This is a genomic window from Nocardia sp. XZ_19_369, assembly GCF_015355715.1.
Taxonomy (GTDB): Bacteria; Actinomycetota; Actinomycetes; order Mycobacteriales; family Mycobacteriaceae; genus Nocardia.
Map to the genome: position 1 here is coordinate 352,538 of NZ_JACVED010000002.1, position 12,387 is coordinate 364,924.

A 12,387-nucleotide genomic window follows, 5' to 3' on the forward strand; every position below is an offset into this window, starting at 1 on the left:
AAGTGGTGCCGGACTGCGGGTTACCCCGCTGCGCCGACTACCCGACGACCTGACCCGGCTGCCTGCTCTCGAACGCGCCCGGCGCGAATCGCTGTGCGCCGACCGATGTTCGGCGTTCCGCGGTGCGATCGGTCGCGTGCAACAGGGACTTCGCGGGCTGCCAGAAGCGCAGCAGGGTCTGTTCGTCGGGGACGTCGGCCCCACGCGCGGTCGGTTCGCCCGCCGGTTCGCCGCTGTTGTCGGTGAGCCGCTGGGTCGCCAGCACCAGCTCGGCGACCATGCGAATGTTCTCCTGGTCGTCCTCGATGACGCTGGTCTCGATCAGCTCGTCGACCGCGGTCGGCAGCGGCAGCACGTAGCGGGCGACGATCTCGGCCGCGTCGTGGATCTCCATCCGCCGGCGGTGCAGCCGCTCCTGGGGCGAAACGTTCCAGTTGTCCGCCCATTTCAGCTGGAAGACGACCTGCGGCGCGGCCGCGGTCAGGTCCCGCCAGAGCGGATACACCCGGCGCGCGGCGCGCGATTCCCGATCCAGCCGCAGCAGTTGCACGACGGCCTGCACCGAGGATGGCAGAAACACCATGATCAGCGCGCTGAAGAAGAACAACCCCGGCTCGCCGGTGGCGAATCCCTCGGCCACCATGTTGTACGCGTTGTCGGTGAACGCGCTGCCCGCTCCGGCGGCGTCCAACGCCACCGAGACCGCGATGAGGCAGGCGGGCAGCGAGCTGGCGATACCGAAGATGACCAGGGCGGCCACCGTGAGCCGTTCCCGCAGCGTGGTCGTCCGCCACATCGTGCCCCTGGTTTTCAGCACGTAGTAGTAGGTCGAAACAATAACGGGCAGAGCGGAATACAGCCCGATGTAGACGCCGTAGCGCCAACCGCCGTACTCGGCGATGGACGACATCCCGTTGGCCCGGGCGGGCGCGCTCAGCAGCAGGAAGGCCAGGCCGATCGCGAGCGACGTGCCGATCACGACCTTGAACTGGATCCGGTATCGCACCGGCCCGTTCTCGTGCAGCAGCGCCATCCCGAGTCCGCAGGCCCACGCCGTGACGGTCAGCCAATGCCAGGTGTCGAACACGGTGGGCAGGCCGCCCGGGACGAGCTTGGAGATCGGGCGCGCGAAGAGCGGCTCACGCAGGATGGCCGCTGCCGCGTCGAAGCCGAGCAGGATGTTGATCATGCGGCCGAACACCGAGGTGTGCAGGGTCAGTGAGAGCCGGATCAGGGCGATGACCACGATGAACAACGTCGCTGAGACGGTGACCCCCGCGGGTAGGTGGTCGTGCGGCCACATGCGTCACAACTCCTTCAACATCGGGTCGCGACGTGGTCCGACGGTCCTGGCACGGAAGCCGATCAGGGTCGCCAACAGTTCGGCTTCGTACTCTTCGATGGAGGCGTAACTCGATACTCCGCGCGCTGCGCGGACCGTGCTGAGGTCGATGTCGTGATTCAGCGCCACCCCGCTCGTCAGTGTCGACCATTCCACCGCGGAGATCGACGTGTCCTGTCCGTGGTCGAGCAACATATGGCTGACCTCATGCAAAGTTACGTGCAGTTCTACCGCCGGGTCCGCAGATTGCCGAAGAAAGATCACGTCGTAGTCCTTGCACGCCAACCACAGTCCGCACAATCCGACCGGCGCGGTCGTCGGCAGGAGTAATCGCACGATCCGCCGTCCGCGCATGCGCTCGACACACGCGATGAACTCCTCGATGGTCCAGTCCGCAGGCAGTTCGAGCCGGTCGACCACCGCTTGCAGGCGGGCCCGGGTGGAGATCTTCCCTCTAGGTTTCCAGGTGAGGGCGGCGACTCTGCGCCGGATCAGTTTCAACATCGCACCTGCCTCCTCGTCCGAGTGAGGCGGCGCGCGTCGGTGATGTCCGGCTCGTCGGCATAACCGCTGGTCCGAGCCGTTACGCCCGCGTCGAGGCCGGTGGAATCGAGAACATATCCAATCACGACTTCCTCCCCCCGAGCACCTGTGGAGATCTGATCTTGCTCACCGCGCGAACAGCGGCATCATTGCCGCCGGCGCGGTGTCGTTCGCCGAAGTCATCCGGTTCAACGGTTCGTTGAAGCCATCGGTTCAACGGCGGCACGACGTTATCCATTGTTCCGAATTGTCTTCAGGGGCCGGCATGTCGACACACGTCGACTCGTCGTCATCGGCTTGCCGGGCTCGCCTATACCCTACCTGGCGCTGCGGCCCTGGGTAGGGGGTGTTTTTGGGACACGATTCGCAAACTATGCATGTGACCTGCATGGACACCGGCGGACGGCAGTGCAAGATCGAACATAGGGGGAGGCGGGATTTCGGTTTCCCGCGGCTGCGCTCGCCCGCGCGCAGCAGTTTCGGCGACGGCGCCAACGCCCGGATGATCACAAGGGCGAACAGTACCCGTTCGCACGTCGAAAGATCCTGCTGTCGAACATGTTTCGGTGGACCCCGCGCCGCATCGATGGCAGCGGGGCCTGGCCAGGGCTTATCCAACGCATAGGCACCGCGGTGCGTGCGTCCGCGGCCGGCTTCTTCGCAGGTGTTACGTCTCCGGGGTGTCGTCTCGCTCGGATTCGTGCCCCGGATGTCCGGGGTCGGCGGTATTTTGCAGCGCCTGGAGCAGCCGATCGATCGCGGTCTTCGGGAAGACCAGCTGATACCCCTCGGTGTGGCTGCGTGCGCGCTTCAATTCGATGCCGAGCCGGTCGAGCTCGGTGACGAGATCGACGACCGACCGATGTTTGCGGGCCAGATTCTGGAGTGCGCTGACGCCGCTCTCGACGTCGTCGTCCACCGCAGGAGCGGCGGGCGGCTCGTCGGCGGGCGGCACGAGCGTGCCGCCGTGATACAGCGCCGCGGTCGCACTCCCGGCCGGCAAACCCAGGGCTTCGAGTGCTCGGTTGTACTTCGCCTCCGTGGTGGCGCTTATCGTGTCGACCTGCCCGCTTTCGATCCGGGACTGGACATTCCGCGTAGGACCTCCCAGGTCATGGATGAGCTGGTGTGTTACCAGGTCATCAGGAAGATTTCGCTGCCGGAACGCTTTCAGCTGCCGTCCGAACCGCTGTCCAGCCGACTCGACTTTATTACGCTTCACGGTCTCGCTGGCGCCCAATTCGTCGCCCATGGGAAGCATCGTACCACTTGTTTGCGCAGAGCTGGTCATCATGCACACCTACCGCCGCGCGGGTCGGTCTCGGTGCGCCGCAATACCAAGACCGTGCCCTTACGGCCCGTGCCGGCACCGAATACCGTCCACGACGGTGCGCATGCGCGGCCTTGCGACGCACATCGATGCACACGGATGTATTGACATGAGTGGTTGTGGTCGTTAAATTCTGTCCATGAGTGCGGATCTGGGCACTTGACGTGAGGTGGGCACCGATCATGTGGACGTTCAGCGCGACGAGAACTACTCCCGATGACCTGATGCCTGCCTGCGCCGACCAGTCCAACCGCCTCATCGACCACGACGCGTCGCATGCTCGGCGTCTCATCAGTTCGAGCCGACCATCGCACGATTGTGGATCGCGTGCTCACTTTGTTGTATTGAGTTCGGCCAACGATGTCGGTGCCGCTGCTTGCCGCAGCCGACGGGATATGGCCGGCACGGGGTTCGGCAACGGCCGGGAATGCGACACCGCCCGGCCGGCGACCGAAAGCCATTCGAATGGCGACCATCTCGTTGCAACAGTCATGTTCTTCGAGGGGGGAACATGACCGCCGGTGATCAATCAAGCCTGTCCGATATCGCCTCGCACACGGGATCGACGCCGCTATCGCGTGCATCGCCACTGCCCAGCGGGTGGTCGATATAAATCCTGATCGGCTCGCGGGCAACAAATGGCGTTGCCCGCGATGTCGATAGTTGTGTGGTTACAAAACGAAGGTAATGCGATGGAATCTGTGCACAGCTCCTCGATCGAGGCCGAGTCGACCGCGCACGAGGGCATAGCCGTCGTGGGAATCGGTTGCCGGTTTCCAGGACAAATTTCCGATGTGAGCGACTTCTGGCAACTGCTGCTCGACGAGCGGGATGCGGTCCGAGAGGTCCCGGAGGACCGGTGGTCCGGCGCTGCCTTCTACGACCGCGATGCGGCCAGGCCCGGTCATCTGCGCACGCGATCGGGTGGATACCTCGACGACGTCAGTTCGTTCGACGCGCAATTCTTCGGCATCACACCACACGAGGCCGCCCGGATAGACCCGCAGCAGCGCCTCTTCCTCGAAACGACCTGGGAAGCCCTGCAGGACGCGGGCATCGTGCCGGAGCACCTGGCGGGCACGAAAACCGCTGTCTACGCGGGCGTCTCCGGCCACGACTACGGCATCATCCAGCTCAACCCCGAGAACCGCTACCTCATCGGTGGCCACACGATGACCGGTGTCACGAACTGCATCGTGGCCAACCGCGTCTCCTATCTGCTCGATCTGCGCGGCCCGAGTATGACGGTGGATACCGCATGCTCGTCCTCGCTCATCGCAATCCACCTGGCCTGCCGCAGCATTCGCACCGGCGAGGCGACGATGGCGATCGTCGGCGGCGTCAGCACGCTGCTCATCCCCGAGGCGACCATCGGGTTCAGCCAGGGCACCTTCCTGTCGCCGGAGGGCCGGTCCAAGTCGTTCAGCGAGAACGCCGACGGCTACGTGCGCAGTGAGGGCTCGGGCACGATCGTGCTCAAGCCGCTGTCCGCGGCCATCGCCGACGGCGACCGCATCTACTCGGTGATCCGCGGCAGCGCGACGAACCAGGACGGTCGCACCAACGGCATCTCGGTGCCGAGCGAAGACGCGCAGGCGCAGATGATCGAGGACGCCTGCCGCGACGCGGGTGTCGCGCCCGCCGACATCAGCTATGTCGAGGCGCACGGCACGGGCACCTCGGTCGGCGACCCGATCGAGGCCCGCGCGCTCGGTAAGGCCTTGGCGCCCGGCCGTAACGGTCACGGCCCCTGCATCGTCGGCGCGGTGAAGTCGAACCTCGGCCACCTCGAGTCAGCGGCCGGCATCGCCGGTGTCATCAAGGCGTGCCTGGTGCTGTCCAACGGCGAGATTCCCGCCAACCTGCACGCGGAGGTACCGAACACCTCGATCCCGTTCGAGGAATTGGGTCTGCAACTGGCCCAGTCCCGGCAGGCATGGCCGAACGGGCGCCCGCGCCTGGCCGGGGTGAACTCCTTCGGCTTCGGTGGATCGAATGCCCACGTGATCCTGGAAGGCCCGCCGGAAGGCGTGGCGCAGGAGGACACGGACGCGGCAAACGCGAACGCGGACACGATGACCGAGCGTTCGGCGACCGAAGCGGCCGAGCCGGTGCTGTTCGCGCTCAGCGCGAAGACCAAGGACGCGCTGCGCGCCTACGCCGACAGCTACGCCGACTTCCTGGCCGAGCCCACCACGAAGCTGTCCGCCATCGCGGCCACCCAGGCGAAGACGCGGGCGCACTACGACCACCGGCTCGCCATGGTGTGTTCGTCCACCGACGAGCTACGCGACGCACTGCGTGAGGTAGCGCGCGGCGCGGCGCCGGAGGTGCTGCGCACCGGCGTGAAGGCACCGACCACATCGAATATCGCTTTCGTCTTCTCCGGCCAGGGCCCGCAGTGGTGGGGTATGGCGCGTGAGTTGCTCGCCACCAACGCGGTGTTCCGCCAGACCGTCGAGCGCATCGACGCCGAGCTGAGCAAGTACGCCGACTGGACCGTCACCGAGGAGCTCGGTCGCGACGAGGCCGACAGCCGCATCGGCGAAACATTCATCGCCCAGCCGGCCGTCTTCGCGGTGCAGCTCGGCCTGGCTGCCGTGTGGCAGAGCTGGGGCATCGTCCCGGCGGCCGTGGTCGGGCACAGCATCGGTGAAGTCGCCGCCGCCTGCGTGTCCGGGGCGTTGTCGTTCGAGGACGCGGTGCGAGTCATCTTCCACCGCAGCCGGGTCCAGCAGCAGGCCTCCGGCAAGGGCAAGATGCTCGCGGTCGGCCTGACGCACAGCGAGGTGGCGGAGCGGGTCGCCGGGTATCGCGGGCGGGTCGCCATCGCGGCGCTCAACGGCCCGCAGTCGGTGGCGCTGGCCGGTGATCCGGACGCGCTGGAGGAGATCGAGCGCGAGCTGAGCGCCGAGAAGATCTTCTGCCGCATGCTCCAGGTCAGCGTGGCCTTCCACAGCCACCACATGGATCCGCTGCAGGACGAACTGATCTCGTCGCTGGCCGGCCTCACCTCCGGCCCAGCGACCATCCCGATGTACTCCACGGTCTCCGCGGACATCGTGCCGACCGGTGGACTCGATGCCGAGTACTGGTGGCACAACGTGCGCGAGCCGGTGCGGTTCGCGCCGACCATTGATCGCCTGATCGAGGACGAGCACCTGACGTTCGTGGAGTTGGGCCCGCACCCGATCCACGCGACCGCCATCTCGGAGCTGCTCGCGCAGCGCAACGTCGAGGGCGTCGCCGTCGCCTCGCTGCATCGCAAGCAGAGCGATCGCGTTACCCTGCTGTCCTCGCTGGCCTCGTTGTATGCCGCCGGGTTCGACCCGGCGTGGGGCGCCCTGTTCGACGGGGCCGACGAGCGCGTACCGGTGCCGTTCTACCCGTGGCAGCGCGAAACCTATTGGGTGGAAACGCCTTCGGCCCGCGGGCGGCGCTTCCCGTCGCTGGCCCACCCGCTCGTCGGAGCGCAGGGCCGGGCCGCGGACGAGCCGGACAAGCACGTGTGGGAACTGGTGCTCGACCCGGCCGTGTACCCCTGGCTCGACGACCACCGGGTGCAGGGCCCCATCGTCTTCCCCGGCGCCGCCTACCTGGACATGGTCCTCGGTTGCGCGGAAGACGCGTTCGGCCCCGGCCTGTACTCGCTCGAAGACGTCGAGTTCCGCCGCGCGCTGTTCGTCTTCGACGACCGCCCGGCCCCCGTCGTCCAGGTCGTGCTGACCCAGTCGATGCACTACTCGGTGTACAGCCGTCAGGACGGCGACAAGGACTGGACCCTGCATTCGGTCGGCACGCTGCGCCGCGGCGCGCCCGCCACCGAACTGCCGGTGCCGTTCGCCGAGCTCGAGGCGGAGTGCCCGCTCGAGATCGAACCCGCGAAGGTCTTCGCCAAGCTGCGCAACAACGGCCTGATGCTCGGCCCGACGTTCAAGGCGATCACCAAACTCGGCTACGCCGAGCTCAAGTCGCTCGGCCGGATCGACACCCCGGCGGCCCTCGAGGACGAGGCGCCCCGGCACGCGATCCATCCGGCGGTGCTCGACTCGTGCTTCCAGTCGCTGTCCATCTCGATGGGCAACGACCCGAACAACGAGGACAAGACGCTCTACCTGCCGGTCGAGGTGAAGCGGCTCAGTTTCTACGCCAAGGCCAGCGGCCGGGTGTACTGCTACGGGCGCGCGCAGGTCAGCGAAGACCCCGCGTACTGCCACGGTGATCTGTGGATCGTCAACGAAGACGGAACGCTCGTAGCGGAACTCGAAGGCTTCCGCGGCAAGTCGATCACCACGACCACCGAGGACAGCGACGCGCTGCTGCAGTGGCTCTACGAGTTCCGCTGGCATCAGGCGCCGGTGCGCACCAAGACCCGCCTGCCCGCCGCGCTGCCCTCGGTCGAGGCGCTCGACACCGCTGTCGAGCCGCTGGTCGACGAGCTGCGGTACTGGCCGGTCAACCGTGAGTACCACGCGAGGACCGAAGCGGTGATGGACCGGCTCTGCATCGGGTATGTGACCGAGGCGTTCTACGAGCTCGGCATGGACCTCACGGTGGGCCGGCGTTTCACCGTCACCGAGCTCGCGGCCGAGATGAGCGTGCACGACAAGCATCACCGCTACCTCGCCCGCCTGCTGGAACTGCTGTCCCAGCACGGGATCACCGAAAAAGACGGTGACGCCTGGCGACTGCTGGCCGTGCCCGAGCGGTTCGACACCGCGGCCGAGCTCGCCCGGTTGAAGGAACAGCATTCCGAGTGCGAGCCCGAACTCGCGGTGCTCGGTCGTTGCGGCAAAGACGTGGCCGCGGTGCTGCGCGATGACGTGAATCCGATCGAGCTGATCTTCCCCGAGGACGAGTTCCAGTCGGTCGCCGACCTTTACGGTCCGTCGTTCTCGTTCGGCAAGGCCAACCGCATCGTCAGCCAGGTCGTCGCCGGGTGCGTGGCCGCGCTGCCGAGCGACCGGCCGATCCGGGTGCTCGAGATCGGCGCGGGCACGGGTGGCACCACCCCCTATGTCCTGTCCGAGCTGCCGCCGGAGCGTGCGGAATACGTGTACTCCGACATCACGCAGCTGTTCCTCGGCAAAGCGCGGCATCGGTTCAGCGAATACGACTTCATCGACTACCGGGTCCTCGACATCGAACGCGACATCGAGGGCCAGGGTTTCGACCCGCACTACTACGACATCGTGGTGGCCTCGAATGTCGTGCACGCCACCGAAAGCCTGACCGCCACCCTGGAAAACGTGCAGCGCCTGCTGACCTCGCAGGGTCTGCTGCTGGTCGTCGAGGCGACGGTGCCGCCGCACTGGGTCGACCTGACCTTCGGCATGACCGAGGGCTGGTGGAAGTTCAGCGACCACGACGTGCGGCCGGACTACCCGCTGATGCGGGAGGCGAAGTGGCGGGAGTTCCTGCCCAGCATCGGCTTCGAGGGCGTGCAGATCTTCTCCGATATGGCGACACCGGAGGAGACCGGCAACGCGGTGATCCTGGCGCGCACCCAGAGCATCGACCTCGAGCCGCATCAGCCGCGCATCGATCAGGCGCCCTGGGTGGTGCTCGCGGACGCGGACGGTGTCGGCGAACGCTACACCGCGCTGCTCGGCGAGGCAGGCTCGTCCGGCGTGCTCGTCACCCGCGGTGCCGAATTCGAGCAGGTCGACGCCCGCACCTTCCGGGCCGACCCCACCAGCAGCGCGGATTTGCAGCGCGTGCTGGAGCAGGTCCGGGCCGACGCGGGTGACGTGGCCGGCGTGCTGCACCTGTGGAACCTGGATTTCGCGGGGACCGAGCTGACCACCGAACTGCTGTCCGCGGTGGAGAGCGACGGCGCCTACAGCGTGATCGCGGCGGCCCAGGCCGTCGAGGAGCTGGACTGGGTGCAGGCCCCACGGCTGTGGGTGGCCACCTCGGGCGCCCACGTGCTCGATCGAACGGAACGTGTTGCGCTGAGCCAGGTGCCGAGCTGGGGCATCCTGCGGGTGACGCTGAGCGAGCACAGCAGTCTGCGTGCGAAGATCTTCGACTTCGATCCCACCGCGTCCGCTGAGCAGCGGGCCACCCAGCTCTTCGACGAGCTGCTGCACGTGGATGCGGCGGACGAGGAGATCGCCTTCCGCGGCGAGACCCGGTTCATCGACCGCCTCGAGCACGTCTCGCTCGCCGAGTTCGAGGCCTCGGTCGCGACCCCGGCGAAGGTGTCGGACAAGACCCCGTTCGCGCTGGCGGTGCCCGCCGAACCGGGGGTCGAGCAGCTGCGCTACGAAAGGCAGGAGCTGCCCGTCCTTTCCAGCGGTGAGATCGCCATCCGGCCGCTGGCCACCGGCCTGAACTTCCGCGACATCATGCTGACGCTCGGCCTGCTCTCGGCGGGTGCGACCTACGGCGGGTTCTACGACAACAACCTGGGCGTGGAGTGCGCCGGCATCGTCACCGAGGTCGGACCCGACGTGACCGGACTGGCGGTGGGCGACCGCGTGGTCGCCTTCGCCCGCGGCTGCTTCGGCAACCTGGTGGTCGCCGATGCCCGGCGGGTGTACCCGGCACCGGCGAGCCTGTCGGATGTCGAGGCCGCGACGCTGCCGATGGCGTATCTCACCGCCTGGTACGCGCTGGTGGAAGTGGGCAGGCTGCGCGCGAGCGACCGGGTGCTGGTGCACGCGGCCGCCGGCGGCGTCGGCCTGGCCGCGGTGCACATCGCGCAGTCGTTCGGCGCGACGGTCGTCGCCACCGCGGGCAGCGAGGAGAAGCGGGATTACCTGCGCTCCTTGGGCATCGAGGATGTCTTCGACTCTCGGTCGCTCGATTTCGCCCAGGAGATCCGGCAGCGCTACGACGGTGTCGACATCGTGCTCAATTCGCTGCAGGGCGAGACGATTCCGAAGAGCCTCGAGCTGCTCCGCCCGCGCGGCCGCTTCCTCGAGATCGGCAAGAAGGACATCTACGACAACTACAAGCTGGGCCTGAAGCCGTTCGGCAACAACCTGAGCTACTCGGCGATCGACATCGACCGGCTGCTCGGCGAGGACCCGGCGCTGTGCCGTGAGGCGATGACCAAGGTGATCAAGGCGGTCAATGCGGGCACCCTGCCCGCGCTGCCGCACACCGATTTCGACGCGACCGAGGTGGCCGCCGCCTTCCGGTACATGGTCACCGCCAAGCAGATCGGCAAGATCGTCGTCGAGTACAAGCCCGACACCGAACTGCTGGTGCATCCGACGTCCGACGGCGCGGAGACCTTCGACGCCGACGGCACGTACCTGATCACCGGTGGCTACAGCGGTTTCGGTCTGCGCACCGCCGAGTGGCTGGTCGAGAAGGGCGTCCGCACCGTAGTGCTGGTGGGCCGCCGCGGCCAGATCGACGAGGAGAACGCGGCGCCGATCGAGGCGATGCGGGCCCAGGGCGTCAACGTGGTGCTCGAACGGGCCGACGTGTCCATCGAGGCCGAGGTCGAGGGCCTGCTCGAGCGGATCGCACCGCTGCCGCCGCTGCGTGGGATCTACCACGCCGCAATGGTTCTCGCGGACGGGCCGCTGGCGGGCATGACCGAGGAGCAGTTCCTGCGCACCGTGCAACCCAAGGTCGACGGCGCGTGGCACCTGCACAACCACACCCGCGACCTCGAGCTCGACGCGTTCGTCATGTACTCGTCGATGAGCTGGAACGTCGGCACCCCAGGCCAGGCGAACTACGCGGCGGCCAACGGGTTCCTGGAAGCCCTTGCCACGCATCGCCGTGAGCTCGGGCTGCCCGCCCTGACCGTCAACTGGGGCGCCCTCGCCGAGGTCGGGTTCGTCGCACGCAACAAGCTCGACACGCTGGCCCGGCTCGGCTGGACGCCGATCCTGCCGGACCACGCGCTCGAGTTCGTCGGCCGGTGCCTGGCCCAAGGTGTCACCAGCACCAGTGTTTTCGGCGTCAACTGGGCGAAGATGAACCAGGTCATGCCGATCATCCGGAGCTCGCCGCGGCTGGCCCATCTGGCCATGGCCGACTCCGTCGGCACCGCGAGCACCGGCGGCACCGAGGGCCTGCGCGCCGAACTGCTCGAACTGGAAGAGGCCGCGCGCCAGCCCCGGCTGGTGGAGGCGCTGTCGCAGCAGATCTCGCGGATCTTCGACATGCCGATCGACCGTCTCGCGCACGACGTCGCGCTGACCGACCTCGGGATGGACTCGCTGATGGCGGGTCAGATCCGCAACGCGCTGGCCAAGCACCTCGACATCGACTTCCCGACCATGGGCTTGATGCGCGGACCGACGCTCATCGAGCTGTCGAACGAGGTCCTCGCCCAGGTGTTCGGTGAGGCGGCCGGTGTGCTGCCGGCCATGGCGGAAAACGCTGGCCCGCAACGCTGGATCCACACGGTCAAGGGCCGGTCCAGCACCGCGTCGCTGCGAGTGTTCGCCCTGCCGTTCGTCGGTGGTGGTGCCTCGGTCTTCACGCCGTGGCCGAACTTCCTGCCGGACACCGTCGAGGTGGTGGGTATCCAGTACCCGGGTCGCGAGGATCGGGTCAACGAGGTCCCGATCGACGCCATGCCCGAGTTCATCGAGGAACTGGCCGACGCCATGTTGCCGCACCTGGATCGCACCTTCGCGATCTACGGGCACAGCATGGGCAGCCTGCTGGCCTATGAGCTCACCAAGTATCTCGAGCAGAACTACGCCGAGGTCCCGCTCAAGCTGATCATCGGCGGCTGGCCCTCACCGGCCCTGGTGGAAAGCTACGTGCGGAACCTGAAGCACATCCGCGACGGCTTCGACATGGATCGGGAATCCGACAGCCGGGTGCTCGAAGTGTTGCGCGACAACGAGCTGCTCACCATCCCGGTCGAGGACGAGGCCTCGGTGAAGCCGATGATGCCCGCGGTGCGGGCGGACCTGAAGATGCTGGGCGACTACCGCTTCGAACACGGCGTCGCGCTGCGGGCGCCGATCACGGTGCTGCGCGGTGCGGAGGACCACCTGTTCGAGGCCGACCAGCTGCAGGGCTGGGAGAAGTTGACCAGCGGCAGGTTCGAGCTGAAGACCGTGCCCGGCGGCCACCTGTTCATCCAGAACCCGAGTGCCCAGGTGATGCGGACGATCGCCGACGAACTGTCCGCCGACGACGCCTTCCCGTCCTTCACCAGCCTTTTCGAAGAGCGCTGACCAGCTCGAAC

The 12,387-nt window shown here is 67.1% G+C and carries 5 protein-coding genes; 2 read left to right on the forward strand and 3 right to left on the reverse strand.

Features of this window, described 5'->3' with window-relative positions; translation table 11 throughout:
- Nucleotides 1-37: 37 nt before the first annotated feature.
- From IBX18_RS07860 to IBX18_RS07870, 3 genes are all read right to left on the reverse strand, one after another.
- Nucleotides 38-1,303: a DUF6545 domain-containing protein gene (locus IBX18_RS07860; RefSeq protein ID WP_194833069.1), complete on the reverse strand. Its 1,266-nt coding sequence runs from the start codon at nt 1,301-1,303 to the stop codon at nt 38-40.
- A 3-nt stretch (nt 1,304-1,306) separates the two neighbouring features.
- Entirely contained in the window at nt 1,307-1,846 is a 540-nt protein-coding gene (locus IBX18_RS07865) for a hypothetical protein (protein ID WP_194833070.1), read from the reverse strand.
- 706 nt (nt 1,847-2,552) lie between these two features.
- Entirely contained in the window at nt 2,553-3,137 is a 585-nt protein-coding gene (locus IBX18_RS07870; RefSeq protein ID WP_107656979.1) for a hypothetical protein, read from the reverse strand.
- Between the two features lie 260 nt (nt 3,138-3,397).
- Here IBX18_RS07870 and IBX18_RS07875 point away from each other — a divergent pair, with 260 nt between their 5' ends.
- Both IBX18_RS07875 and IBX18_RS07880 read left to right on the forward strand, forming a co-directional pair.
- Nucleotides 3,398-3,730 carry a hypothetical protein gene (locus IBX18_RS07875; RefSeq protein WP_194833071.1) on the forward strand — a complete coding sequence of 111 codons (333 nt, stop codon included), beginning with the start codon at nt 3,398-3,400 and terminating at the stop codon, nt 3,728-3,730.
- A 177-nt stretch (nt 3,731-3,907) separates the two neighbouring features.
- Nucleotides 3,908-12,376 (forward strand): type I polyketide synthase, encoded by an 8,469-nt coding sequence (locus IBX18_RS07880; RefSeq protein ID WP_194833072.1) that lies wholly within the window; start codon nt 3,908-3,910, stop codon nt 12,374-12,376.
- The last annotated feature ends 11 nt before the right edge of the window (nt 12,377-12,387 follow it).